This is a genomic window from Streptomyces sp. NPDC051020 (genome assembly GCF_040683105.1).
Classification (GTDB): domain Bacteria; phylum Actinomycetota; class Actinomycetes; order Streptomycetales; family Streptomycetaceae; genus Streptomyces.
Genome location: NZ_JBFBCG010000007.1, coordinates 1 through 25,087 on the forward strand (window position 1 = coordinate 1; position 25,087 = coordinate 25,087).

24 protein-coding genes and 1 tRNA gene are annotated in these 25,087 nt (G+C 69.7%); 11 read left to right on the forward strand and 14 right to left on the reverse strand.

Annotated elements, in window-relative coordinates; genetic code table 11:
- Nucleotides 1–230: 230 nt before the first annotated feature.
- The 3 genes from AB0N06_RS05890 to AB0N06_RS05900 are packed head-to-tail and all read right to left on the reverse strand — an operon-like array spanning nucleotide 231 to nucleotide 2,583.
- Nucleotides 231–1,100, reverse strand: a complete 870-nt coding sequence (locus tag AB0N06_RS05890) for a phosphatase PAP2 family protein (RefSeq protein ID WP_366133465.1) — start codon at nucleotides 1,098–1,100, stop codon at nucleotides 231–233.
- Nucleotides 1,097–1,921 carry a polyphosphate polymerase domain-containing protein gene (locus AB0N06_RS05895; RefSeq protein WP_366133466.1) on the reverse strand — a complete coding sequence of 275 codons (825 nt, stop codon included), beginning with the start codon at nucleotides 1,919–1,921 and terminating at the stop codon, nucleotides 1,097–1,099. The genes AB0N06_RS05890 and AB0N06_RS05895 overlap by 4 nt, the downstream gene beginning before the upstream one ends.
- The gene (locus tag AB0N06_RS05900; RefSeq protein WP_366133467.1) at nucleotides 1,918–2,583 is read right to left on the reverse strand and encodes a DUF4956 domain-containing protein; all 666 of its coding nucleotides are present in this window, start codon (nucleotides 2,581–2,583) and stop codon (nucleotides 1,918–1,920) included. Before AB0N06_RS05900 ends, AB0N06_RS05895 begins: the two co-directional genes overlap by 4 nt.
- A 171-nt stretch (nucleotides 2,584–2,754) precedes the next feature.
- On the opposite strand from AB0N06_RS05900, the gene AB0N06_RS05905 reads away from it, so the two are divergent.
- On the forward strand, nucleotides 2,755–3,426 hold the full coding sequence (locus AB0N06_RS05905; protein WP_366133468.1) for a response regulator transcription factor: 672 nt from the start codon (nucleotides 2,755–2,757) through the stop codon (nucleotides 3,424–3,426).
- Nucleotides 3,423–4,805 carry an ATP-binding protein gene (locus tag AB0N06_RS05910; protein WP_366133469.1) on the forward strand — a complete coding sequence of 461 codons (1,383 nt, stop codon included), beginning with the start codon at nucleotides 3,423–3,425 and terminating at the stop codon, nucleotides 4,803–4,805. The genes AB0N06_RS05905 and AB0N06_RS05910 overlap by 4 nt, the downstream gene beginning before the upstream one ends.
- A 562-nt stretch (nucleotides 4,806–5,367) precedes the next feature.
- Here the strand turns inward: AB0N06_RS05910 and AB0N06_RS05915 are convergent.
- Together AB0N06_RS05915 and AB0N06_RS05920 are read right to left on the reverse strand one after the other, a co-directional pair.
- Nucleotides 5,368–5,441: transfer RNA gene (locus tag AB0N06_RS05915), tRNA-Pro, on the reverse strand.
- A 98-nt stretch (nucleotides 5,442–5,539) separates the two neighbouring features.
- Nucleotides 5,540–6,478 carry a metallophosphoesterase gene (locus AB0N06_RS05920; RefSeq protein WP_366133470.1) on the reverse strand — a complete coding sequence of 313 codons (939 nt, stop codon included), beginning with the start codon at nucleotides 6,476–6,478 and terminating at the stop codon, nucleotides 5,540–5,542.
- A 79-nt stretch (nucleotides 6,479–6,557) separates the two neighbouring features.
- Here AB0N06_RS05920 and AB0N06_RS05925 point away from each other — a divergent pair, with 79 nt between their 5' ends.
- Nucleotides 6,558–7,022, forward strand: a complete 465-nt coding sequence (locus AB0N06_RS05925) for a GatB/YqeY domain-containing protein (RefSeq protein ID WP_358857089.1) — start codon at nucleotides 6,558–6,560, stop codon at nucleotides 7,020–7,022.
- An 82-nt stretch (nucleotides 7,023–7,104) separates the two neighbouring features.
- Here AB0N06_RS05925 and AB0N06_RS05930 read toward each other — a convergent pair whose 3' ends face one another.
- Entirely contained in the window at nucleotides 7,105–9,330 is a 2,226-nt protein-coding gene (locus AB0N06_RS05930; RefSeq protein ID WP_366133471.1) for a transglycosylase domain-containing protein, read from the reverse strand.
- Nucleotides 9,331–9,737: 407 nt separating this feature from the next.
- Between AB0N06_RS05930 and AB0N06_RS05935 the strand changes: the two genes are divergently transcribed.
- Nucleotides 9,738–10,085, forward strand: a complete 348-nt coding sequence (locus AB0N06_RS05935; protein ID WP_366133472.1) for a WhiB family transcriptional regulator — start codon at nucleotides 9,738–9,740, stop codon at nucleotides 10,083–10,085.
- Between the two features lie 33 nt (nucleotides 10,086–10,118).
- Here the strand turns inward: AB0N06_RS05935 and AB0N06_RS05940 are convergent, their stop codons facing one another.
- Complete coding sequence (locus AB0N06_RS05940; RefSeq protein ID WP_366133577.1) at nucleotides 10,119–11,411, reverse strand: ArsA family ATPase; 1,293 nt, start codon at nucleotides 11,409–11,411, stop codon at nucleotides 10,119–10,121.
- Between the two features lie 74 nt (nucleotides 11,412–11,485).
- The gene (locus AB0N06_RS05945) at nucleotides 11,486–12,472 is read right to left on the reverse strand and encodes an ArsA-related P-loop ATPase (protein WP_358857092.1); all 987 of its coding nucleotides are present in this window, start codon (nucleotides 12,470–12,472) and stop codon (nucleotides 11,486–11,488) included.
- A gap of 71 nt (nucleotides 12,473–12,543) precedes the next feature.
- Between AB0N06_RS05945 and AB0N06_RS05950 the strand changes: the two genes are divergently transcribed.
- From AB0N06_RS05950 to AB0N06_RS05965, 4 genes are all read left to right on the forward strand, one after another.
- Nucleotides 12,544–12,702: a DUF4177 domain-containing protein gene (locus AB0N06_RS05950; RefSeq protein WP_019992579.1), complete on the forward strand. Its 159-nt coding sequence runs from the start codon at nucleotides 12,544–12,546 to the stop codon at nucleotides 12,700–12,702.
- Complete coding sequence (locus AB0N06_RS05955; protein WP_358857093.1) at nucleotides 12,702–13,172, forward strand: RidA family protein; 471 nt, start codon at nucleotides 12,702–12,704, stop codon at nucleotides 13,170–13,172. The genes AB0N06_RS05950 and AB0N06_RS05955 overlap by 1 nt, the downstream gene beginning before the upstream one ends.
- Nucleotides 13,173–13,343: 171 nt before the next feature.
- Complete coding sequence (locus AB0N06_RS05960; protein WP_366133473.1) at nucleotides 13,344–14,258, forward strand: NUDIX hydrolase; 915 nt, start codon at nucleotides 13,344–13,346, stop codon at nucleotides 14,256–14,258.
- Nucleotides 14,255–15,085: an MBL fold metallo-hydrolase gene (locus AB0N06_RS05965; RefSeq protein ID WP_366133474.1), complete on the forward strand. Its 831-nt coding sequence runs from the start codon at nucleotides 14,255–14,257 to the stop codon at nucleotides 15,083–15,085. Before AB0N06_RS05960 ends, AB0N06_RS05965 begins: the two co-directional genes overlap by 4 nt.
- Before the next feature lie 138 nt (nucleotides 15,086–15,223).
- Here the strand turns inward: AB0N06_RS05965 and AB0N06_RS05970 are convergent, their stop codons facing one another.
- Complete coding sequence (locus tag AB0N06_RS05970; RefSeq protein WP_030925113.1) at nucleotides 15,224–15,898, reverse strand: Crp/Fnr family transcriptional regulator; 675 nt, start codon at nucleotides 15,896–15,898, stop codon at nucleotides 15,224–15,226.
- A 424-nt stretch (nucleotides 15,899–16,322) separates the two neighbouring features.
- On the opposite strand from AB0N06_RS05970, the gene nth reads away from it, so the two are divergent.
- From nth to AB0N06_RS05985, 3 genes are all read left to right on the forward strand, one after another.
- Complete coding sequence (nth, locus tag AB0N06_RS05975) at nucleotides 16,323–17,111, forward strand: endonuclease III (RefSeq protein ID WP_366133578.1); 789 nt, start codon at nucleotides 16,323–16,325, stop codon at nucleotides 17,109–17,111.
- Between the two features lie 61 nt (nucleotides 17,112–17,172).
- Nucleotides 17,173–17,898 (forward strand): CoA pyrophosphatase, encoded by a 726-nt coding sequence (locus AB0N06_RS05980; protein WP_366133475.1) that lies wholly within the window; start codon nucleotides 17,173–17,175, stop codon nucleotides 17,896–17,898.
- Nucleotides 17,899–17,986: 88 nt separating this feature from the next.
- Complete coding sequence (locus AB0N06_RS05985) at nucleotides 17,987–19,192, forward strand: MarP family serine protease (protein ID WP_366133476.1); 1,206 nt, start codon at nucleotides 17,987–17,989, stop codon at nucleotides 19,190–19,192.
- Nucleotides 19,193–19,247: 55 nt separating this feature from the next.
- On the opposite strand, the gene AB0N06_RS05990 is transcribed toward AB0N06_RS05985, so the two are convergent.
- The 5 genes from AB0N06_RS05990 to acs all read right to left on the reverse strand — a co-directional run bounded on the left by AB0N06_RS05990 (nucleotide 19,248) and on the right by acs (nucleotide 24,928).
- Nucleotides 19,248–19,451 carry a hypothetical protein gene (locus tag AB0N06_RS05990; RefSeq protein ID WP_366133477.1) on the reverse strand — a complete coding sequence of 68 codons (204 nt, stop codon included), beginning with the start codon at nucleotides 19,449–19,451 and terminating at the stop codon, nucleotides 19,248–19,250.
- A 162-nt stretch (nucleotides 19,452–19,613) separates the two neighbouring features.
- Complete coding sequence (locus tag AB0N06_RS05995) at nucleotides 19,614–20,618, reverse strand: alpha/beta hydrolase (protein ID WP_366133478.1); 1,005 nt, start codon at nucleotides 20,616–20,618, stop codon at nucleotides 19,614–19,616.
- Entirely contained in the window at nucleotides 20,615–21,154 is a 540-nt protein-coding gene (locus AB0N06_RS06000) for a phage holin family protein (RefSeq protein ID WP_366133479.1), read from the reverse strand. Before AB0N06_RS06000 ends, AB0N06_RS05995 begins: the two co-directional genes overlap by 4 nt.
- Before the next feature lie 47 nt (nucleotides 21,155–21,201).
- A complete protein-coding gene (nhaA, locus tag AB0N06_RS06005; RefSeq protein WP_366133481.1) occupies nucleotides 21,202–22,608 on the reverse strand; it encodes a Na+/H+ antiporter NhaA in 1,407 nt (468 codons plus the stop codon).
- Nucleotides 22,609–22,930: 322 nt separating this feature from the next.
- Nucleotides 22,931–24,928 (reverse strand): acetate--CoA ligase, encoded by a 1,998-nt coding sequence (gene acs / locus AB0N06_RS06010; protein WP_366133482.1) that lies wholly within the window; start codon nucleotides 24,926–24,928, stop codon nucleotides 22,931–22,933.
- Between the last annotated feature and the right edge of the window lie 159 nt (nucleotides 24,929–25,087).

A 25,087-nucleotide genomic window follows, 5' to 3' on the forward strand; every position in this document is an offset into this window, starting at 1 on the left:
TGACCTCGCCCGCACCGCACCACGAGAGCCCTCCGACCGTCACCGCCGAAGGGCTATCTCGCCGTACCCGTCTGACCGTTGAGTTTTCCGGTCAGGGTGTCGGGCTCGATGGCTCTCGCGTGGTGTGGGGAGGGCTTGGGGAGCAGGTCGGTTCCCGGACGGCTCCCAGAAGAGGTTCGGGAAGGTGACGGCGGCCGGGTCACCCCGTCACGGCCCAGGGAGGCACGGTGTCAGCGTGTGCCGGCCGCCAGCTCGTAGTCGCCGATGAGGTCTCCGAGCAGGGTACCGGCGAGGATGTCGCTGGGGACGTGACCGGCCATGTAGACGCGGGAGTAGACGACTTCGTCCTGCATCCACTCATAGTCCGCGGTGCGGTGCGGGGCGAAGTCGCTGAGCAGGGTGACCGCGGCGGCGGAGCGTGCGGCGTGCCGGGAGGGGTAGGAATAGGGGCCCTTGGCGCCGGCCTTGAGGTGCTTGTCGGGGCGCAGGGAGGGGTCCAGGACGAACGGCGCGGGCTGCTTGTCCTTGGTGGCCACCTGGTCGCTGACGGTCTTGGCCATCTTCAGGGCGGCCTTGAGCTGTGCCTTCTCCGCGGTGCCCTGGGCGGCGGGGATCAGTTCGCGCTGGTCGTGGAGGTAGAGCTTCCAGATGTCCTTCTTGCCGTAGATCTCCAGCCAGGCGGCGGCCTTCTTCCCGGCGGCGGTACGGGTCTTGGCGAGTTGCTGGACCTGGTGGAGTTCGGCGGTACGGGTCTGCGCGGAGGGCGGCGCGGGGATCTGCCGGGCGGCCCAGGCGGCGAACGCCTTGTCGTCGCGGGTGGTGCCGTGTTGTGCCTTCCACTGGGCGAAGAGCTTGTCCGCCTTGGTGTGCTGGGCCGCGACCTGTTTGCCGAGCGGGGCGATCTCCGCGTCCGGGAAGAGGGCCGGCGGCGGGTTCTGCTTGATGAGGGCGGTCGCTCCGGGCTTCTCGTGCTTGGCGGAGGTAGACGCGGAGGCTGATGCCCCGATCATCTGCGGTCGTAGCACGCCGACGGCGGCGGCCGCGACGGCGACGATCGCGATGAGGGCGTACGGCCACTTGATGCTGCGCAGGACGTTCATGCGGCGTGGGTCCTTTCGAGGTGCGGTGCCGTCACCGGTTGCCGGTCGGTCCGGAAGTGGGTGCGGGCGAGGTGGCGTACGTCGTTGTCGGGCAGGCCGGGGGTGAGCAGGGACTGACCGACGATGTACTTGCTGAGGGAGACGGGCCGGGCGCCGAGGCGCAGCAGCAGCCGGTCGGCAGGTGCGGGCCGTAGACCGCCCTTGGTCTCGACGAGGACGTGACCGGGGTCGAGGCCGGCGGTGCGGTCGCCGCGGTGGCAGGTGAGGATGCCGTCGAGGGTGACGCGGGTGCCGTGGTGGAGGTCGGCGAGGGCGGCGCGGACGTAGCGGATCTCGGCGGCGGGGGACAGGGCGGCGGCCTGGACGGGGATCCCGGCGTGCCGCAGTACGTCGTCGACGAACTCAGCGGCCGGTGCGTCGAGTTGGCCGTACGCGGGGGCCGGGATCGTGAGCGCGTGCTTGACCGTGGCGCCGCGGCCGTCCTTGGTCTTCACCTCCGCCCGGCACAGTCCGTCCTCCGCGTACAGGCGCGTGCGGACCTTCCAGCGGTGGCGGCGCCGCTGGATGTGGGCGCGCCAGGCGCCGAGCTGCGGGGTGTCGAAGTACGTGCTGAGGTAGTTGGTCGTACGCCGTCCGGCGAGGTCGAGGACCCGGTGGCTGTCGGCGAGCCGGTCGACGAAGAGGTGTGCAGCCTCGAGCGGGAGCAGGTACTTGCGGTCGGTGCGGTGCTGGAGAGCGGCTGCCGCGTCGACCTCGGTGAGCGTCGCGCCGCGCAACCCCGGGAGTCCGAGCGCGGTGGCGAGGGAGGCCGCGTCCGTCATGACGCTGCCGCGCTCTCGTGCGCGGTGGGAAGGCCGGTCTCCGTGGCGGCCGGTGGTTCGTCCGGCTGGGCGGGGTAGCGGGCGGAGACCCGGGTGGTCTCGCGTACGTAGTCGACCTCGTCGACCACGACGGACAGGGGGGCCTGGCCGACGCGGAACGCTACGTCCTGGGCGATGAGACCGGGGTCGGGGTAGATCCGGTCGAGGGTGAGCTTGACGACCCGGGTCGGGTTGTACGTCCTGGGGTCGTCGACGACCAGCACCGCCACGAGCACGAGGGCGTCCAGGGCGAGGACGAGCCAGCTCTGGCGCTGCGGCAGCCCGGTGACGAGAGCGATGACCAGGGCTGCGAAGGTGTAGGCGACGTCGCGTAGGGTGAACGCCGCGCTGCGCAGCCGGACCAGGGAGAGGATGCCGAACAGGCCGAAGCCGACCCCGGCCGGGAACTTGCCCCCGCCGATCGCGCCCATCGCGGCGAACAGGCCGATGTTCAGCGCGGTCAGCACGAGTGGCATCTCCGGTGCGCTGGGGCGGCGCCGGTAGAGCCATCCGACCAGGATCAGCAGGGCGACGACGTCGAGGCCGCCGCGCGTGATCAGGTCTCCGGGGGCGATGTGGTCGGTGATGGCCTTCGAGGCGAGCACCGATATCGCTGTGTGCATGGCAGTTCCTTCCCCTGCGGCGTACCAGGCGGCGGACCGGCCCCGGTCCGCGATGCGCCGCGACGTGAAGAACGCTAGGGATGATGCATGAACAGACCATGAAGCCTTCTCGGCCGACCGGGTCGGGTCCTCGCGGTCGGGGCGTCCGCGGTTCCGGTTAGCCTGGCCGTCATGCACTACCTGGTCGTCGACGACGAGACCCGCCTCACCGATCTGGTCGTCCGCTACCTCGGCGAGTCCGGGCACAGTGCGGAGGGCCGCTACGACGGGCCCTCCGGCCTGGCCGCCGCCCGCGATCCCCGCCTTGACGCGGTGGTCCTGGACGTGATGCTCCCCGGGATGGACGGGCTCAAGGTGTGCCGCACCCTGCGCGGCGAGGGCATCGACGTCCCGGTGATCCTGCTCACCGCACGCGGCGCCGTCAGTGAGCGGGTCGCCGGCCTCGACGCCGGGGCCGACGACTACGTCGTCAAACCCTTCGCCATGGAAGAGCTGCTCGCCCGGCTGCGCGCGATCTCCCGGCGCCACCCCGGCCCGTCGGGACGCCTCCAGGTCGGCGACCTCGTGCTGGATCCGGAGCAGCAGCGGGCCTGGCGGGGCGACTGCGAACTCGATCTGCCGCGCCGGGAGTTCGCCGTGCTGCACGTGCTGATGGAAAACGCGGGCCGGGTCGTCTCGCGGCTGCAGCTCCTCGACGAGGTCTGGGACGGTGAGACCGATCTGCGCAGCAACGCCATAGACGTCCACGTCTCCAAGGTGCGCGCCAAGGTCGACCGGGCCTTCGACCGCACCACGATCACGACGCTGCGCGGCCGGGGTTACCGCCTGGAGGCCGCCCCGTGACACGGCCCGGTCGGCTGTCGGCGCGTTTGCGGCGCCTGCCGGTGGTCGCACGGCTGGTGCTGGCCGTCGCCGTCACCATGTCCCTCGTTCTGGCGGGCACTGCAGGCCTGGTCTACTGGCGCGTCGAAACCGCCCTGGACCGTCAATTGGACGGGGACCTGGCCGCGTACCAGCAGAGCCTGGACCGGGCCGTGCGCGCCGGTGACGTACTGCCGCCCGGCCCCGATGGCAGTCTCCATCAGGTCCTCGACGCCGAGGGCCGGGTGCTGCGCTCCAGCGCCGCCCTGCGTGGTCAGCAGCTGCTCACGCCCGCGGAACGCGCCGCCGTCGCTGACGGTGCCACCGTCCGCCGCGATGTCGGCTCCCTGCTGCCCATCACCTCGGACACGCTGCGACTGCAGGCCAAGCGGGTCACCGCCGGCGGGCAGCCGCGCATCGTGGTCGCCGCGGTCCGGCGGGGCCATCGTGACGAGGCGCTGCGCGAGCTCCTGGCCCAGCTGGCCCTGGCATCCGGGCTCACGCTGCTGGCCGCCTCGTACGTCGGCTACCGCACCGCCCGCGCCGCGCTGCGCCCCGTCGAGCGGTACCGCAGTGGCGCCGCCGCTCTCGCCGACAGCACGGGCGGAACCCAGGACCTGCGCCTGGAGGTGCCCACGGACCGCGACGACGAGATCACCCGGCTCGGCCACACCCTCAACCGCATGCTCGACCGGCTGGACGCCTCCGCCGCTCGCGAGCACCAGTTCATCGCGGACGCCAGCCACGAGCTGCGCACGCCGCTCACCCTGATGCGGGCTGAAATCGACGTGGCGTTGCACCGGCCGCGCGACGCCGAGGAGTTGACCGACACGCTGCGTTCCGTCGACACCGAGGTCGGTCGCCTGGTCAGCCTGGCCAACGCTCTCCTCGATCTGGAACAGCTCGACAGCGGTGAAGGCGTGCAGCCCAGCGCCATCGGCCTCGGCCGCCTCCTCGACGACGCCTGCGCCCGCTACCGGACGGCTGCCGCACGCGAGGAACGCACCCTCACCGTTGAGCACGGCGATGCTACGGTGCGGGTCGACCCGCGCTGGCTCGAACCGGCCATCGGCACCCTGCTCGACAACGCTCTGCGCCACGGCGCCGGTACGATCCGGCTGCGTGCCGAGACCCACGGCGGGCGTCTGCGGCTGACGGTCACCGACGAAGGCTCCGGCTTCCCGCCCGACTTTCTCCCGCGTGCCTTCGACCGCTTCTCCCGGGCCGAGACCAGTCGCACCACCCCCGGCACCGGACTCGGTCTGGCTCTGGTCGCCGCGGTCGCCGTCTCGCACGACGGCACCGCCCATGCCGAGAACACCGCATCAGGTGCGACCGTCACCCTCGACATCGCCTGCTGAGCCCGCCGAGCCGGTGTCCCCGCCTCCGGAGCGGCGGCCTACGAGTCCGATCACCGGGCTGATCACGAGCAGGGCGGCGAGCTCATGCCTTTGGCCCGGAAGCCGTCGACCGCTGCTTCCGTGGAGCCGGTTCCGGCCCCCTCGACTGTCGGCCGATGCGCCAAAGGTTGTCCCGTATGTGCGCGGCCTCTTATGCCCTGGGGGTTATGCCCAGCCCTTGTGCGAGTCCCTGGTTCGCTGCCCCACGCTGCAGCGCCCCATTTTCCCCCGTGCCGCCTCTGCGCCGCAGTACGACCAAGCACACCCCGGCCGCGGCCGCGAGCACAACCGCCATGGAAACAGTGAAGATCATGCGTCCCCCGTTGGTCTGGTGGAACCGTCCTGTGGTTTTTTGCTGATCCGTTACTGTCAGTATCCGTGCGATGGCGGAGTTCGTGAATGCAGCTGCGATGACCGGGGCATGCGTCCTGGTGTGGAGCGGCACCTGCTCGAACGTGCTCCGGACAAGAAAGAGGCCCATTCGCAATCAAGCGAATGAGCCTCTGACCCGGTACTTCAGCTGTCGGGGTGGCGGGATTTGAACCCACGACCTCTTCGTCCCGAACGAAGCGCGCTGCCAAGCTGCGCTACACCCCGATCGCCGCCGGTCTCCCGGCGACATCGATTACTTTAGCCCACCCGCGCCCGGAGACGAAATCCGGTTTCTGCCCCGGTGGGCGGGGCGCCCCCAGGTTTCAGTCGCGGGGCGTCAGCGTCAGCAGGGTCGCCTCGGGCGGGCAGGCGAAACGGACCGGGGTGTAGCGGTTGGTACCGCAGCCTGCGGAGACGTGGAGGTAGGCGCGCCGGTCGCCGACCGTGTGGCTGGAGAGCCCCTTGACCCGGTCCGTGTCCAGGTCGCAGTTGGTGACCAGAGCCCCGTAGAAGGGGATGCAGAGCTGGCCGCCATGGGTGTGACCCGCCAGGATCAGCGGGTAGCCGTCGGCGGTGAAGGCGTCGAGGGAGCGCAGATACGGGGCATGGACCACGCCGATGGACAGGTCGGCGCCCGTCTCGGGGCCGCCCGAGACCTCCGCGTACCTGTCGCGCTTGATGTGCGGGTCGTCGAGGCCGGTGAAGGCGAGCTCCAGGCCGTCGAGCTTGAGACGGCCCCGGGTGTTGCTCAGGTTCAGCCAGCCCGCCTCGTCGAACGCATCGCGCATCGGCTCCCACGGGTTGTGGACGACGCCGACCGCGGGGGCGTTGCCGTTGAGGCCGTGCTTGCCCTGGACCTTTTCGAAGAGGTAGCGGGCCGGGTTGCGGAGCTTGGGCCCGTAGTAGTCGTTGGAGCCGAAGACGTACACACCCGGGATCTCCATCAGCGGACCGAGCGCGTCCAGCAGCTCCGGTACGGCCTCCGGGTCGGAGAGATTGTCGCCGGTGTTGACGACGAAGTCCGGGCGCAGGCCGGCCAGCGACTGCAGCCAGCCGCGCTTCTTGCGCTGGCCGCTCACCATGTGGATGTCGGAGACCTGCAGCACGCGCAACGGGCGTGCCCCGTGCGGGAGCACGGGGACGGTGACCCGTCGGAGCCGGTACGAGCGGGCTTCGAAACCTGCCGCGTAAACGAGCCCGGCGGCGCCGACCGCTGCGCCGACTGCCGTGACTTTCAGGGGTACTCCGTAGCGTGCGCGCATGTGCCCATCGTCGCAGACACGATGCGGCGAGAGGAAAACCGGCGGGCGGTGGCCACCCCGCACCTGCCACAATCAGCACATGACCACGCTCAAGTCCAAGCTCAAGGAAGACCTCACCGCGGCCATGAAGGCGCGCGACGAGCTGACCTCGTCGACGCTCCGGCTGACCCTCACCGCGATCACCAAGGAGGAGGTCAGCGGCAAGACGTCGCGTGAGCTCTCCGACGACGAGGTGCAGAAGGTCATCGCCAAGGAGGCGAAGAAGCGCCGCGAGGCGGCCGAGGCCTTCGCCCAGGGCGGCCGGACGGAGCAGGCCGAGCGCGAGAAGGCGGAGGGCGAGCTGCTCGACGCCTATCTGCCGAAGCAGCTCAGTGACGACGAGCTGGGTGCGATCGTCGCGTCGGCGGTCGACGAGGCGAAGGCCGCCGGTGCCGAGGGGCCGCGGGCGATGGGTGCCGTCATGAAGATCGTGAATCCGAAGGTCGCGGGGCGCGCGGACGGTGGCCGGGTGGCCGCCGCGGTGAAGAAGCTCCTCGCGGGCTGAGCGGACCGTACATACGAGGAGGTGGGGTGACCCGGAACATTCCGGGTCACCCCACCTCCTCGTTCATGGGCCGAGCGGCCGGTCAGGGACCCTTCGTGCCGTCGGGACCCGGGCGCTGGGGTCCGTAGTTCCCGCCGGTGTTGTCCGGCGGGACGTCGGGGAACGGGTTGTTGCCGTCGCCCCTGTCCCGTCCCTTGTCCCGTCCTCGTCCCCGTCCCCAGCCCCGGTCCTCGTTCGAGTTGTCCGGCGGGTCCGGGATGTTGACGGTGTTGAACGACGGGGCGGGCAGTCCGTTGAGGGCGTTCGTCATGGCGTCGCGCCAGATCGGTCCGGGGACCTGACCGCCGTACACCTTGTCCTGGTACACGCCACCGATGGTGATGTTCACCATCTCCACGCTCTGGGACGGGCTGCCGACCCAGACCGCGCCGGACATGTTCGGCGTGTAGCCGACGAACCAGGCGTTCTTACGGGCGTCGGTCGTACCCGTCTTGCCCGCGCTGTCGCGGTTCTGCAGGCCGGCCTGTCGACCGGTACCTGAGTCGATCACACCGCGCAGCAGAGTGTTGACGGTGTCCGCCGTCGTCTGGGACATGGCCTGCGAGCAGGTGGTCTTCGGTACCGGGAGCGACTTGCCGTTCGCCGTCGTGACCGCCTCGACGGCGATCGGCGTGCAGTACGTGCCCCGGTTGGCGAAGGCGGCGTACGCGCTGGCCATCGTGAGCGGCGAGAGGCCGTTGGAGCCGAGGGTCAGCGTGGAGGGGTTCTGCGGCAGCTTGGTGCCGTCGCCCTGCACCACGCCGAGCTGGTCGGTCATCTGGGAGACCGGGCACATGCCGATGTCCTGGAGCATCTGGACGAAGTAGGTGTTGACCGACTTCGCCATCGCTTCCGACAGGGCGTACGGCCCCTCCTCGGACTCGCTCTCGTTCTCCAGGTGATAGTTCCCGTCGTTGACCCAGGGCTTTCCGCAGGTCTGAACCGTGGCCGGGTAGTCCATCTCGTACGGCGACGAGTACATCTGCGTCGCAGGCTTGCCACCCTCTATGGCCGCCGCGGCGAGGAACGGCTTGAACGTCGACCCGGTCGGGAAGCCGTAGTTCGAGCCGCCCATCTCCTTGTTGACCGAGTAGTTGTACTGGGTCTCGTCCGGCCCGAAACCGTACGGCTTGGACTGGCCCATGCCCATGATCTTGCCGGTGCCGGGCTGGACCAGCGTCACGGCGGTGGCGACCTTGTCCGTCTTGTAGACGTGACTCCTGATCGAGTCCTGCACGCCCGCCTGCGCCTGCGGGTCGAGCGTCGTGCGGATCGTGAGTCCGCCCTGGTTCCAGACCTTGGCCCGCTCCTCCTTCGTCTTGCCGAAGACCGGGTCGGTGAGGAAGACCTTGCGGACGTAGTCACAGAAGAAGGAGGCACCGTTGACGGCCGTGATGCAGCCGTTCTTCGGCTTGCTGACCCTCAGCTTGATCGGCGTCGCCTGCGCCTTCTTCGCCTCCGTGCGAGTGATGTCCCCGACATCCGCCATCCGCTGGAGCACGGTGTTGCGACGCTTGGTCGCTTCCTCCGCGTCGTTGACCGGGTCGTAGCGGCTCGGCGACTGGACGATGCCGGCCAGCAGGGCGGCCTCCTCCAGCTTCAGGTCCTTCGCCGGCTTGGAGAAGTAGCGCTGGGAGGCCGCCTCGACGCCGTACGCCTGCTGCCCGAAGAACGTGATGTTGAGGTAGTTCTCCAGAATCTTCTTCTTGCCGAGCTCTTCCTCGACCTGGATCGCGTACTTCAGCTCCTGGATCTTGCGGCCCATCGTCTGCTGGGTGGCCTGCGCGACCTTGTCCGGGTCGTCGCCCGCCTCTTCGACGAAGACGTTCTTCACGTACTGCTGGGTGAGGGTCGACGCGCCCTGCGCGGTCCCGCCCGCCTGCACGTTGCGGTTCATCGCGCGCAGGATGCCCTTGAGGTCGATCGCCCCGTGCTGGTAGAAGCGGGCGTCCTCGATCGCGATGATCGCCTTCTGCATGTACGGGGAGATGTCCTTCAGCGGAACGACGGTGCGGTCACGCGAGTAGACCGTCGCGAGCATGTCGCCCTTGCTGTCCAGGATCTTGGTGCGCTGGCTCAGCGGCGGAGTCTTGAGGTTGGCCGGGATTTCGTCGAATCCCTCGACCGTTCCCTTCGCGGCGAGCCCCAGAGCTCCGGCGGCCGGCAGCGCGATGCCTGCGAGCACGACTCCGGAGAGTGCGGCGACACCGAGGAACTTGGCGGCCTGCTGGGTCGCGGTGAGACCCCCGCCCGAGCGGTTCTTTGGCATGGAGGCAGCCTACGTTCTCATTCGCCGGACAGGCGTATATGCGTTGGCCTAAGCTGCTCCCAACTGTCACAGCCGTCCGGTTCCGTATCAACCCCCATGCAGAATTCGGCCGTGACCCGACCACGGTTCGGCCAGCACGTCGGGCGCCCCGAATTCGCCCCATGTGTCATTGAACATCCGTTGTGACTCAGATCAATTGTCCCTATTTTGCGGGGATATTCTTTTATGTCCTTGCCTCACTCCCCTGGGTGATCTGCCGCGTACGCATAGTCCGTTCGGGCCATTCAAGATTGGGCCCGAAGGGGGTGTTGCGCTGTCGCCACCTTCCGTAACGTCCTCAACTGGCAGCGGTGAATATGCCGCTGCCGCCGTGGGGGAGCCTCGATTCGGGAGAGGACGGCGCCGGGATGGGCTGGGTAACCGACTGGAGTGCGCAGGCAGCCTGCCGCACTACCGATCCGGATGAACTGTTCGTACAAGGGGCAGCGCAGAACAGGGCCAAGGCGGTGTGCACCGGTTGCCCGGTGCGGACCGAGTGCCTGGCCGATGCGCTGGACAATCGCGTCGAGTTCGGCGTGTGGGGCGGAATGACGGAACGGGAGCGTCGCGCGCTGCTGCGCAGGCGACCCACCGTCACGTCCTGGCGCCGGCTGCTGGAGACCGCTCGCAGTGAGTACGAGCGGTCCACGGGCATCCTGCCGGTGGCCATCGGTCTGGACGACGAACTCCACGAGAGGTACGCCGCCGTGGGGTAGGCCGCCGGGGGTCCACCCGGCCGTCCGGGTGGGTTACGCAGCTCCGGCCGGAGCGGAATCGGTCGCGAGCCGGTCCCCGACGGCCCGCAGTCCTGCGAGGTCGTGCACATCTCCGGGCAGCGCCGCGACTTCGGTCACGGCGACCTCGGGGTGCAGCGCGATGAAGCGGTCGCGGGTGCGCTGTTCGCGCGCGACCACCTGCATGCGTTCAGCGTGCAGCCGCAGCAGGCCTGCGGTCAGCTCTTCGACGGAGACGGCATCAGCCTCTGGTTCGGTGTCAGCATCCTGGGTGTGCTCGGAACGGGCGGGGGAGGGCGGCGACTCGGGGTCTTCGGGAGAGGTGGCTGCCGAGTCGGCCGGGTCACGAAGTCCAGCCTTCCCGGTGGTCTGATCCACAATGCCGATGTCGTCAAGATTTTCTGCGGCTGCCAGGGCGCGCTCGGCGGAGAGCCGGGCGGCGTCACTGCCGTGGACCCGGTTGAGGACCAGACCGGCCAGGGGCATGTCCTCCGCGGCCAGCCGTTCCACGAAGTAGGCGGCCTCGCGCAGTGCGTCCCGTTCCGGTGTCGCGACGACGAGGAACGCCGTGCCGGGCGCCTGCAGCAGTCTGTACGTGGCATCCGCCCGGGTCCGGAAACCACCGAACATGGTGTCCATCGCCGCGACGAACGTCTGTACGTCGCGCAGGAACTGGCCACCCAGCAGCTTGCCGAGCGTCCCGGTCATCATCGACATGCCGACGTTGAGGAACTTCATCCCGGCCCGGCCGCCCATCTTCGCCGGAGCCATCAGCAGCTTGATGAACTTCCCGTCCAGGAAAGAGCCGAGCCGCTTGGGAGCGTCCAGGAAGTCCAGCGCGGAACGCGACGGCGGGGTGTCGACGACGATCAGGTCCCACTCGTTGCGCGCCCGCAGCTGCCCCAGCTTCTCCATCGCCATGTACTCCTGCGTGCCCGCGAAACCGGCCGACAGGGACTGGTAGAAAGGGTTCTCCAGGATCGCGCGCGCCCGTTCGCCCTCCGCGTGCGCCTCGACGATCTCGTCGAAGGTCCGCTTCATGTCGAGCATCATGGCGTGCAGTTCACCGCCGCCCTCACCGGCGCTCTCGATGCCCGGCACCCGGCGCGGGACGTTGTCCAGGGAGAGAATTCCCATGGACTGGGCGAGCCTGCGGGCCGGGTCGATGGTGAGGACGACGACCTTCCGGCCGCGCTCGGCGGCCCGTACACCCAGCGCCGCCGCGGTCGTGGTCTTGCCGACGCCGCCCGAGCCGCAGCACACGATGATCCGGATGTCCGGATCGTCGAGCAGCGCGTCGGTGTCCAGCGCGGGCGCGGTGGCCGTGGCTGTGTCTGTACCGGCGTCCGTACGCGCATCGGTGCCCGGTTCCGTACCCGCTCTCACGCACCCACCCCTTGGCCCGCCTCTTCGCCCACGCCCTGCTTGCGGAGTTCGACCGCAAGGTCGTACAGACCCGGCAGGTCCACGCCTTCGCCGATCAGCGGAAGTTCGTTGGTCGGCAGCTCCAGATCCGCGAGGGCCGCGCGCTGCTCGCGCTCCAGCTCGACCCGCTGGGCATGCTCGGAGGCCTGCTCGATCAGCGGACGTACCAGCGCCGCCGACCCGGTCACGCCCGCCCGGGTGAGCGCCTTGGCGATCTCCTTGCGGCGGCCCCCGGAGGCGGTACGCAGCGCGTCCTCGTCCAGCAGATGCGGCCGCACCATGTTCACGATGACCTTGCCCACCGGCAGTTCGGCCGCCCGCAGCTCCGCGACGCCGTCCGCGGTCTCCTGGACCGGCATCTCCTCCAGCAGCGTCACCAGGTGGACCGCCGTCTCCGGGGACTTCAGCACCCGCATCACGGCCTGCGCCTGATTGTGTATCGGACCGATCCGGGCCAGCCCCGCCACCTCGTCGTTCACATTGAGGAAGCGCGTGACGCGGCCGGTGGGCGGCGCATCCATGATCACGTAGTCGTAGCTGTACCGGCCCTGCTTGTCCTTGCGGCGTACGGCTTCGCAGGCCTTGCCCGTCAGCAGCACGTCCCGTACACCGGGTGCGATCGTCGTGGCGAAGTCGATCGCACCGAGCTTCTTGAGCGCCCGGCCCGCGCTGCCGAGCTTGTAGAACATCTGGAGGTAGTCGAGGAGTGCGCGCTCCGCATCGATCGCGAGGGCGTACACCTCGCCGCCGCCCGGCGCGACGGCGATCTTGCGCTCCTCGTACGGAAGGGAATCCGCCTCGAAGAGCTGGGCGATGCCCTGCCTGCCCTCGACCTCGACGAGAAGAGTGCGCTTGCCCTCGGTCGCGAGGGCGAGCGCGAGGGCGGCGGCGACCGTGGTCTTACCGGTACCGCCCTTGCCGCTGACGACCTGGAACCTGCTCACGTATTCGAGCCTAACCAGTACGGCCCCGGGCTACGCACGAGCCCGTACGTGCCAGGCATTACAGTCGGCCTATGACCAAGTGGGAATACGCGACCGTGCCGCTCCTCGTGCACGCGACGAAGCAAATTCTGGACACCTGGGGCGAGGACGGCTGGGAGCTGGTCCAGGTCGTTCCCGGCCCGAACAACCCCGAGCAGCTCGTGGCCTACCTGAAGCGGGAGAAGCCGTAGTGGCGGGCGCCGTCGAGGCGAAGCTCGCCGAACTCGGGCTGACGCTGCCGGACGTCGTACCGCCGCTCGCCTCGTATCAGCCGGCCGTCCAGTCCGGTGTGTACGTGTACACGTCGGGCCAGCTGCCCATGGTGGAGGGCAAGCTTCCGGTCACTGGCAAGGTCGGTGCGGAGGTCACGCCGGACGAGGCCAAGGAGCTGGCCAGGACCTGCGCGCTCAACGCGCTGGCCGCCGTGAAGTCGGTCGCGGGCGACCTGGACCGGATCAAGCGGGTCGTGAAGGTAGTGGGCTTCGTCGCCTCGGCCTCCGACTTCACCGGGCAGCCCGCCGTGATCAACGGTGCGAGCGAGCTGTTCGGCGCGGTGCTCGGCGACAAGGGCGTGCACGCGCGCAGCGCCGTGGGCGTCGCGGTGCTGCCGCTGGACGCGCCGGTCGAGGTCGAGGTGCAGGTCGAGCTGGACGGGGCCTGAGCCGCTGTTGCAGTGAGGCGGGTACCCGCGTGATCCGTGATCCCGCCCGGTCCGTGCGACCGGGCGGGATCACGCGTTTCACACCCCCGGGTCCATGCGTGACGCGTGTCTCGTCCCGTGCGCCCCTTGCCGCCTCTCGAACATCGTCGCGGTTCCGGATAGCCTCCGGCCATGTCCAATGGTCAGTGGTACCCACCGGAATGGCCCGACCGGATCCGGGCACTCGCCGCAGGCGAGCTCACGGCCGCGACCCCTCGGCGCGCCGCCACCGTGATGCTGCTCCGGGACCCCGCTGGCACCGAGGGCGGACCCACCGTCCACATGCTGCGCCGCCGCGCCTCCATGGCTTTTGCCGGCGGTGCGTACGCCTATCCGGGTGGCGGCGTAGACCCGCGCGACGACGACCGCCTCGTCGGCTGGGCCGGACCCGCGCTGGAGCTCTGGGCCGAGCGGCTCGGCGTCGGTACGGTCGCCGAGGCGCAGGCCATCGTCTGTGCGGCGGTCCGTGAGACGTACGAGGAGTCAGGCGTCCTCCTCGCCGGGCCGACCGCCGACACCGTCGTCAGCGACACCACGGGCGCCGACTGGGAGGCGGACCGCGAGGCCCTCGTCGCCCGCGAGCTGTCCTTCGCCGAGTTCCTGGACCGGCGCGGGCTCGTACTCCGCTCCGATCTGCTCGGGGCGTGGGCGCGCTGGATCACGCCCGAGTTCGAACCCCGGCGCTATGACACCTGGTTCTTCGTCGCCGCGCTCCCCGAGGGGCAGCGCACCCTCTCCCATGGCCCTCAAGGCATGGGAGGCGCGCCGTCCGCCTCCACCGAGGCCGACCTCGCGCTATGGATCTCCCCGGCGGAAGCCACCGACGGATACGACCGGGGCGAGCTGCTCATGATGCCGCCGACCGTGTCGACGCTGCGTCAGCTGCGCCCGTACGGCACCGCAGCTGAGGCGCTGAAGGCCGCGTCCTCCCAGGACCTCACTCCAGTACTCGCACAGGCCCGTCTGGAGGACGGCGAACTGGTGCTGAGCTGGCCGGGGCACGACGAATTCACCAAGCACATCCCGACCGGAGATGGTTCCGCATGAGCGACGCAGCAGCGCTGCCCGGACAGCCGCGCGGCGGGGTTCTCTCCGGCCCCGCGACCGCCCGTACGGTCAACGTCCTCGCTCCCAACGCCTCGGCGATGACGCTCGACGGCACCAACACCTGGATCGTCGCCGAGCCCGACTCCGACCTCGCGGTCGTCATCGACCCGGGCCCACTGGACGACAGCCATCTGCAGGCCGTCATCGACACCGCCGAGCGCGCCGGCCGGCGGATCGGCCTCACGCTCCTCACCCACGGTCACCCCGACCATGCGGAGGGCGCGGCGCGCTTCGCCGAGCTGACCCGTACGGCGGTGCGCGCGCTGGACCCGGCGCTGCGGCTCGGCGAGGAGGGGCTGACGACGGGCGACGTGATCACCACCGGAGGGCTCGAACTGCGGGTGGTCCCGACCCCCGGGCACACCTCCGACTCGCTCTCCTTCCATCTGCCCGCCGACCGGGCGGTGCTGACCGGCGACACGATCCTCGGGCGCGGCACCACGCTCGTCGCGCACCCGGACGGGAGGCTCGGCGACTACCTCGACTCGCTGCGGCGGCTGCGCTCGCTGGCGGTCGACGACGGGGTGCACACGGTGCTGCCGGGGCACGGTCCGGTCCTGGACGACGCACAGGGCGCGGTCGAGTTCTATCTCGCCCACCGGGCGCACCGGCTCGCCCAGGTGGAGACGGCGGTGGAGGCCGGGCACCGCTCGGCCACGGAGGTGGTGGCGTACGTGTACGCGGACGTGGACCGGTCGCTGTGGCCCGCCGCGGAGCTGTCGGTGCGGGCGCAGCTGGAGTACCTGGGCGAGCACGGGCTGATCTGAGCCGCTGTTACGCCCGTGGCGCTGATATCGGGGCTGCGCGGCGCCGACGCGTGGCCGACGCGTGGCCGAGGCGCCGTGACGCGCGAGAGGCCCCGCCGTCCGGCGGGGCCTCTCGCGTCGTGAGGGGGTGGTGTCCGGCTAGCGCGAACGCTTCGCCAGGCGCTCCACATCCAGCAGGATCACGGCGCGCGCCTCCAGGCGGAGCCAGCCGCGGCCCGCGAAGTCGGCAAGCGCCTTGTTGACCGTCTCGCGGGAGGCGCCGACCAGCTGGGCCAGCTCTTCCTGGGTCAGGTCGTGGACGACATGGATGCCTTCCTCCGACTGGACGCCGAACCGGCGCGACAGGTCGAGGAGGGCGCGGGCGACACGGCCCGGTACGTCGGAGAAGACCAGGTCGGACATCTGGTCGTTGGTCTTGCGCAGTCGCCGGGCGACGGCGCGCAACAGGGCCGTGGCCACCTCGGGGCGGGCGTTCAGCCAGGGCTGGAGGTCGCCGTGACCGAGGCCGAGGAGCTTGACCTCGGTCAGCGCGGTGGCGGTGGCGGTGCGCGGGCCCGGGTCGAAGAGCGACAGCTCACCGATCAGCTCGCCGGGGCCGAGGACGGCCAGCATGTTCTCGCGTCCGTCGGGGGACGTGCGGTGGAGCTTCACCTTGCCCTCGGTGACCACGTACAGGCGGTCACCCTGGTCGCCCTCGTGGAAGAGAGCGTCGCCGCGTGCGAGGGTCACCTCACTCATCGAGGCGCGGAGCTCCGCGGCCTGCTCATCATCGAGCGCCGCGAAAAGCGGGGCGCGCCGCAGAACGTCGTCCACGAGTTCTCTCCTTGTCGGCCTGTTCAGGGAACCGTGGTCCCCATCATGCCGGACGGTAAAACAGTGCGATCAATCACAAACCAGTTTGACGCACGGGCGCGCCCCATCGTGCCGCAGGGGGCCGATTGGGGACGGATCCACAGTGACCGGGGCGGATGTCACTGCCTGGCTCTAGGCTGGCCGAGTGTCCAACAAGCCGGTGAGAGCGCAGGCCAAGGGGGCTGATGGGGTGTCGGAAGACCGTAATTCCGCTGTGGGCGAACAGGCTGCGAGTCGACCGACAAAAGCCGCAAAACGCCCGACTGGGGAGTCAGTGAAGCCGGTGAAGTCCGGCGGTCCCGCGAAGGCGTCCAATGGCTCCGCAAAGCAGGCCGGGGCATCGACGAAGACGTCCGGGGCGCCCGGGAAGGCGGTCGGGACAGCGGTGAAGCCGGGAAAGTCCGGGAAGCCGGAGTCGCACCTCGCGATGGTCCGCCGCGCCCGCCGGATCAACCGCGAGCTCGCCGAGGTCTATCCGTACGCCCACCCGGAGCTGGACTTCCGGAACCCCTTCGAGCTCCTGGTCGCCACCGTCCTCTCCGCCCAGACCACCGATCTGAGAGTCAACCAGACCACCCCTGCGCTGTTCGCCGCCTACCCGACCCCCGAGGACATGGCGGCGGCCGTCCCCGAGGAGCTGGAGGAGATCATCCGGCCGACCGGCTTCTTCCGGGCCAAGGCCAGGTCGCTGATAGGGCTCTCCGCGTCCCTCAGGGACAACTTCGGCGGTGAGGTCCCGGGGCGACTCGCGGACCTGGTCACGCTGCCAGGCGTCGGCCGCAAGACCGCCAATGTCGTCCTCGGCAATGCCTTCGGCGTCCCCGGCATCACGGTCGACACCCACTTCGGCCGGCTGGTCCGCCGCTGGAAGTGGACGGAGCAGGAGGACCCGGAGAAAATCGAGGCTGAGATCGCCGCGATCTTCCCCAAGAGCGAGTGGACGATGCTCTCGCACCGCATCATCTTCCACGGCCGCCGCATCTGCCACGCCCGCAGGCCCGCCTGCGGTGCCTGCCCGATCGCCCCGCTCTGCCCCTCGTACGGCGAGGGCGAGACGGATCCGGAGAAGGCCAGGAAGCTCCTGAAGTACGAGATGGGCGGACAGCCCGGCCAGCGGCTGAGCCCGCCGCCCGACTACCCGGGCAAGGCCGCGCCGGCGCTGGGAGCCGGGTGACGGTGGTGCCCCTTCCGGAACGAAATGCGCGACCACAGGCGTTGTGAGACGAGGGGTGCCTATGAAGACGCACGAACAGAGCCACGTGGAGGATCACTCCGCAGGTGTGGGCCGGGACGACGCGATCTCCGTCTCGACGGACGGGCTGCCCGAGTGGCTCGAGCCCGTCGCCCGCGCCGCACGGACCATCGAGCCCCAGCAGCTCAGCCGCTTCCTGCCGCCCGAGAACGGCGCCGGGCGCCAGTCCGCCGTCCTTGTCCTGTTCGGTGAGGGCGAGCGCGGGCCCGAGCTGCTCCTGATGGAGCGCTCGGGCTCACTGCGTTCCCACCCCGGACAGCCCTCCTTCCCCGGGGGAGCCCTGGACCCCGAGGACGGCGACCAGGCGACCGCAGGGCCGCTCAGGGCGGCTCTGCGGGAGGCCGAGGAGGAGACCGGACTCGATCCGCGCGGCGTCCAGCTCTTCGGCGTGCTGCCCCGGCTCTACATCCCGGTGAGCAGTTTCGTCGTCACGCCCGTACTTGGCTGGTGGCGGGCGCCGAGCCCGGTCGGGGTCGTCGATCCGGCCGAGACTGCCCGGGTCTTCACGGTTCCCGTGGTGGATCTCACTGATCCGGCCAATCGGGTGATGACGGTGCACCCCAGCGGTCACCGGGGCCCGGCATTCCTGGTCGAATCGGCATTGGTCTGGGGTTTCACCGCCGGGGTGATCGACCGCATTCTGCACTTCGCGGGCTGGGAGCGCCCCTGGGACGGGACCAGGCAGGTGCCGCTCGACTGGCGCGCATGACAGGCTGACTTCCATGCTGGGGCCTTCGGGCCTGCCCGGTCCCAGCCGAACGAACGGGTCCGGTGACGAATCTGCGAGGCAATAGACGGTGAACGTGCTGGACATCCTGCTGCTGGCCGGCGCCGTGTGGTTCGCAGTGATCGGCTACCGCCAGGGCTTCGTCGTCGGCATCCTGTCGGTCATCGGCTTCCTGGGCGGCGGCCTGGTGGCCGTCTATCTGCTGCCGGTCCTGTGGGATCAGCTGACGGACGGCTCCGAGGTCTCCTCCACGGCCGCCGTGGTCGCGGTCATCATCGTGATCGTGTGCGCCTCCGTCGGTCAGGCGTTCACCACCCACCTCGGCAACAAACTCCGGCGGCACATCACGTGGTCGCCCGCCCGCGCCCTCGATGCCACCGGTGGCGCACTCGTCAATGTGGTCGCGATGCTGCTGGTGGCGTGGCTGATCGGTTCCGCACTGGCGGGCACGTCGCTGCCGACGCTGGGCAAGGAGGTGCGTAACTCCTCGGTGCTGCTCGGGATCTCCCGGGTGATGCCCGCCCAGGCCTCCAACTGGTTCACGGACTTCTCCTCCGTCCTCGCGCAGAACGGCTTCCCGCAGGTCTTCAGCCCCTTCGCCAACGAGCCGATCACCGAGGTCAAGGCCCCGGATCCGGCCCTGGCCGGCAGCCCGATCGCGGCCCGCGCCAAGCAGTCCATCGTCAAGGTCGTCGGTACGGCCCCGAGCTGCGGCAAGGTCCTCGAAGGCACCGGCTTCGTCTTCTCCGACCGCCGGGTGATGACCAACGCCCATGTCGTCGGCGGCGTCGACGAGCCGACCGTCCAGATCGGCGGCCAGGGGCGGCTGTACGACGCGAAGGTCGTCCTCTACGACTGGCAGCGCGACATCGCCGTACTCGACGTCCCGGACCTCGACGCGAAGCCGCTGAAGTTCACCGATACGGACCACGACGCCACGACGGGGCACGACGCCATCGTCGCGGGCTTCCCGGAGAACGGCTCGTACGACGTACGCTCCGCGCGCGTCCGCGGCCGCATCGACGCCGACGGCCCGGACATCTACCACCGGGGCACCGTCCGCCGCGATGTGTACTCGCTCTTCGCGACGGTCCGCCAGGGTAACTCCGGCGGACCGCTGCTGACCCCCGACGGCAAGGTGTACGGGGTCGTCTTCGCCAAGTCGCTGGACGACCCCGACACGGGTTACGCACTGACCGCCGACGAGGTCCGCCAGGACATCGCCGACGGCCGCACCGCCAACCAGCAGGTCGACAGCCAGGCGTGCGCGCTGTAAGGAAACGGACAGGGGTCGGCCCGGGTCCGGTCGGTGTGATCAGGTCAGGACTGCGTCATCCGCGGGGATGGCGCAGCCGCGCCGAGACCCAACGGGCCCGGCGGCGGAGAATGCGCGGAATGCCCAGCTGGGGATCATGCAGGTCATGCACACCGGGCACCCGGCCCTGAAGGCCGTCCCCCTCATGAATGCTCGGATCCGCCGTAGCGGTCGAGCGACGATTGCGTGCTGTGTCACCGAAGTCGTGCGTCCAGCCCATACCCCGACGTCTGCCCGTGCCTCATGGTCGGTAATCGTGCGGGCGCCAGCCAATTGGCCTATGCGCCAGGCAATTGGCTGTTCGTCGGACAACTGTGCTCTTCCGGCCACGGATTGGTCGCGCCCGGTTACCTGTCCGGCGGCCTCCAGGGCCCGTCCCGGGCTACCGGTCGGGCTCGGGATCCTTGAGCCAGTTGATGAGTTCGGTCGAGAATCCGGCCGGATCCTCCTCGTGCGGGAAGTGCCCCAGACCATCGAAAAGTCGCCAACGGTACGGCGCTTCGACGTACTCGCCGGACCCCGCCGCACTCCGCGTACGGGCCACCGGATCGAGCGAACCGTGCAGATGCAGCGTCGGCACCCGTACCGGGCGCTTCATCCGGCGGTTGAACTGGATGCCGTCCGGGCGCGCCATGGAGCGCACCATCCAGCGGTACGGCTCGATCGAGCAGTGAGCCGTCGACGGGATGCACATCGCACGCCGGTAGACGTCCACCGTCGCGTCGTTGGGGAACTCGGGCGTCCGCGGACCCGACCAGTCGCGGATCAGCCGGCCCACCAAGGCCCCGTCGTCCGCGACGAGCTGACGCTCCGGCACCCAGGGGCGCTGGAAGCCCCAGATGTATGAGCCCGCCCGGGACTGCGCGAAGTCGGAGAGCATCGAGGACCGCCAGCGGCGCGGATGCGGCATCGAGGAGACCACCAGCCGGCGCACCAGCTTGGGCCGCATCACCGCGGCCGTCCAGGCGAGGTATCCGCCCATGTCGTGGCCGACCAGCGCCGCGTCCGGCTCACCGAGCGACCGGATCACACCGGTGACGTCGAGGGCCAGGTTGGCGGGGTCGTACCCCCGCGGCGTACGGTCGCTGCCGCCCACCCCGCGCAGATCCATCGCGACGGCACGGAACCCGGCGCCGGCGAGCGCGGTCAGCTGGTGGCGCCAGGTCCACCAGAACTGCGGGAAGCCGTGCAGCAGCAGTACCAGAGGGCCGTCGCCCAGCTCGGCGATGTGGAAGCGTGCCCCGTTGGCCGCCACATCCCGGTGGATCCACGGACCGTCGATCCGTACGGGACTGCCGGAGCCGGAGCCAGGGCCTGCTGAGCCGGAGCCGGGGCCTGCCGAGCCGGGGCCTTTCGGGCCGAATGCGCTGGAATCGGGGACGGTCATGTGGACGAGCGTGCCACAGCGGACGCCTCGTCCTTGACCGCGGACTCCGCTCCGGCCTTCTCCGTCCGCGTGCTGCCCGAGGCTGTGACGGCCGGGAGACCGGCACGCGCGGTGACCGCCGGACGCGGGTGCGGCTTGACGCCCTGCAGCACGGCCGCCGTCTGCTTGGCCGACGCGATCGACTTCTCCGGCGGCTTGACCTTCTTGAACTTGGCGATGGCGAACAGCGCGAGCAGCACCCCCAGCACGATGAAGGCGAGACCCACGATCCCGAAGCACCAGGCGAGGCCCAGTCCCGTGGTGTGGATCCAGTAGGCGGCCCCGAAGCTCAGCACGGGGATCGCGAACAGAATCAGCACTCCCGCGATGATGAACGCCACACTGCCGGTCACGCCCCGCTTGACGTCCTGCCGCACCTCGGCCTTGGCCAGGGCGATCTCGTCGTGCACCAGCGCGGACACCTCGGCCGTCGCCGAGGCGACCAGCTGCCCGAGACTGCGGTCTGCGCTGCCCGCGTAGTTACCGGGGTCGCTCATCCCTGACTCCCTCTTCTGCTCTCCTGCTCAACACATCTGGTGTCAGATCATGCCGGACTGTCCGGCTTGCTGCTCGCCGCCACCGCCGCTTGGGCAAGGCGCCGGTGCTCTGCGGCCTTCTTCTCGTAGATCGCGGCCATCCGGAGGTGGTACGCCGGATCGTCCTGTTCGTAGACGTCGGGTACCCCGTCCTCGTCCTCGTCGCGCTCCTCCGCCTCGTACAGCGCCTGGTAGGTACGTACCCGGAGTTTGAGCAGCACACCGGAGAACGTGGCTGCTATCAGCGACCCCAGCAGCACGGCTGCCTTGATCTCGTTCTCGACGAACGCGTCGCCCGCGAACGCCAGCTCGCCGATGAGCAGCGAGACGGTGAAGCCGATCCCGGCAAGTGAGGCGACCGCGAAGACGTCCGCCCAGGCCAGGTCCTTGTTCAGCTCCGCCTTGGTGAAGCGGGCGGTCAGCCACGTACCGCCGAAGATGCCGACCGTCTTGCCGACGACGAGCCCCAGCACGACACCGAGCGTCTCGGGCCTCGTGAAGACATGCGCCACTGCGCCGCCGGAGAGCGACACGCCGGCCGAGAACAGCGCGAACAGCGGCACGGCGAGACCGGCCGACAGCGGGCGCATCACGTGTTCGATGTGCTCGCCGGGGGAGTGCTCCTCGCCCTCGCGCCGGGTGCAGCGCAGCATCAGCCCCATGGCGACACCGGCGATGGTGGCGTGGATGCCGCTGTTGTACATCAGTCCCCAGATGACCAGGGCGAGCGGGATGTAGACGTACCAGCCGCGCACGTTCTTGCGCAGCAGAAGGTAGAAGACGGCGAGGCCGATGAAGGCGCCGGCGAGCGCGGCGAGGTCGATGTGGTCGGTGAAGAAGACCGCGATGATCAGGATCGCCAAGAGGTCGTCGACGACGGCGAGTGTGAGCAGGAAGGCGCGGAGCGCGGACGGCAGCGAGGTGCCGATGACCGCGAGCACAGCGAGTGCGAAGGCGATATCGGTGGCCGTGGGGACGGCCCATCCGGCGGTCGAACCGCCGCCGATCACGTTCACCAGCGTGTAGACGACGGCCGGCACGGCCATTCCGCACACCGCGGCGATGACCGGCAGCGCGGCCGCCTTGGGATCGCGCAGCTCGCCTGCGACCAGTTCGCGCTTGAGCTCGACGCCCGCGACGAAGAAGAAGACCGCGAGCAGCCCGTCGGCCGCCCAGTGATGCACGGAGAGATTCAGTCCCAGGGAAGCCGGACCGAAGTGGAAGTCGCTGAGGGCCCGGTAACTGGAGCCGAACGTGTTCGCCCAGACCAGCGCGGCGAGCGCGGCGACCAGCAGGATGATCCCGCCGACGGTCTCGGTGCGCAAGGCGTCCGCGAGGTAGTTCCGCTCAGGGAGGGAGAGGCGCCCGAGGAAGGTCCGGCGGGACGTCGGGGGTGTGCGGGTGGGCGCGGCCACGAGTGGAGACCTCCGGGTCGGTACGGCAGCGATGGCATGGCTGATGCACTTGCCGACCAGACTTCCCGGCACACCCTGTGGAGACTTCTTGATGTGTTGTTGACGTTGCTGCCACTGTACCCGGGGGTGTGCGGGGGCGTATCCAGTGATCTTCACCTTAGACCGACCGGCACAGGGGCGGCGGCGTCGCGGGGCTCCTTCTCCCACCCCCCATGTGCCGGTCGGTCTTAATGGCCCGAGGGGCACCCGGCGCGTTGCCGGATGCCCCTCGGGTTCGTCCACGTACGTCGGCCGGTGCTCCGGCCTTCTGCCTGTGCGTCTGTCAGTCCTCGGACGACGACGTCGGCAGCTGCGTCTGGATGAGGTCCATCACCGAGGAGTCGGTGAGCGTGGTGACGTCGCCCAGCTCGCGGTTCTCCGCGACGTCACGCAGCAGACGCCGCATGATCTTGCCGGAGCGGGTCTTCGGCAGTTCGGCCACCGGCAGTATCCGCTTCGGCTTGGCGATCGGGCCGAGCGTGGCACCGACGTGGTTGCGCAGGTCCGCGACGAGCTCGTCGGAGGCGGACGCCGTGCCACGCAGTATCACGAACGCGACGATGGCCTGACCGGTTGTCTCGTCGGCCGCGCCGACCACGGCCGCCTCGGCGACCGCCGGGTGCGACACGAGTGCCGACTCGACCTCGGTCGTCGAGATGTTGTGCCCGGACACGAGCATCACGTCGTCGACGCGGCCGAGCAGCCAGATGTCGCCGTCCTCGTCCTTCTTGGCGCCGTCGCCTGCGAAGTACTTGCCCTCGAAGCGCGACCAGTACGTGTCGATGAAGCGCTGGTCGTCGCCCCAGATGGTGCGGAGCATGGACGGCCACGGCTCGGTGAGGACGAGGTAGCCGCCCCCGCCGTTCTCCACCTCCTGGGCCTCGTCGTCGACGACGGTGGCGGAGATGCCGGGCAGGGCGCGCTGCGCCGAACCGGGCTTGGTGTCCGTGACACCGGGAAGCGGCGAGATCATCATCGCGCCGGTCTCGGTCTGCCACCAGGTGTCCACGATCGGGCACCTGTCGGCGCCGATGTGCTTGCGGTACCACATCCACGCCTCGGGGTTGATCGGCTCACCGACCGAACCGAGGACCCGCAGCGAGGACAGGTCGAACTTGGCGGGGATGTCGTCTCCCCACTTCATGAACGTACGGATCGCGGTCGGCGCGGTGTAGAGGATCGTGACGCCGTACTTCTGCACGATCTCCCAGAAACGCCCCTGGTGGGGGGTATCGGGCGTGCCTTCGTACATGACCTGCGTCGCGCCGTTGGCCAGCGGTCCGTACACGATGTACGAGTGCCCGGTCACCCAGCCGATGTCGGCCGTGCACCAGTAGACATCGGTCTCCGGCTTGAGGTCGAAGACCGCGTTGTGGGTGTACGCGGCCTGCGTGAGGTAGCCGCCGGAGGTGTGCAGGATGCCCTTCGGCTTACCCGTCGTACCCGAGGTGTAGAGGATGAACAGCGGCTGCTCAGCCTCGAAGGCCTCGGGGGTGTGCTCGGCGGACTGGCGGCCGGTGATCTCGTGCCACCAGACGTCCCGGCCCTCGGTCCACGCGGTGTCCTGGCCGGTGCGCCGCACCACGAGGACGTGCTCGACGCTGTCGATACGGGATACGGCGTCGTCGACCGCAGGCTTCAGCGCCGACTGCTTGCCGCGGCGGTAGCCACCGTCGGCGGTGATGACGACCTTGGCGTCCGCGTCCTGGATGCGGGCGGCGATGGCGTCGGCGGAGAAGCCGCCGAAGACCACCGAGTGCGTGGCACCGATGCGGGCGCAGGCCAGCATCGCGACGGCGGCCTCGGGAATCATCGGCAGGTAGACGGCGACCCGGTCGCCCTTGCCGACACCGAGCTCGGTGAGGGCGTTGGCGGCGCGGGAGACCTCGTCCTTCAGCTCCGCGTAGGTGATCGCGCGGCTGTCGCCGGGCTCGCCCTCGAAGTGGATGGCGACCCTGTCGCCATGGCCCGCCTCGACGTGGCGGTCCACGCAGTTGTACGCGACGTTCAGCCTGCCGTCCGCGAACCACTTCGCGAAGGGCGGGTTGCTCCAGTCGAGCGTCTCGGTCGGCTCCGTGGCCCAGGTCAGGCGCCGGGCCTGCTCGGCCCAGAAGCCCAGCCGGTCCGTCCTGGCCTGCTCGTACGCCTCCGCTGTGACGTTGGCGTTCGCGGCCAGATCGGCAGGCGGTGCGAACCGCCGCTCCTCCTTGAGCAGATTGGCCAGGCTTTCGTTGCTCACGACATCTCCCATTCCCAGGGTGTCCGTTGTGTCCCGGGGCATAGCTCATCAGTCCAGGGGCCGGGTGACAAGTGTCTGCCGGGAATTGGTTTAGACCTGTGTTTTCGTGTATGGGGCACGATCCCGCTCCCCCACCTGCGATGCGGTGCAGCACAGTGCAATGCGGAAGCGGGACCACAAGGTCTCACGGAACCGAGGTGC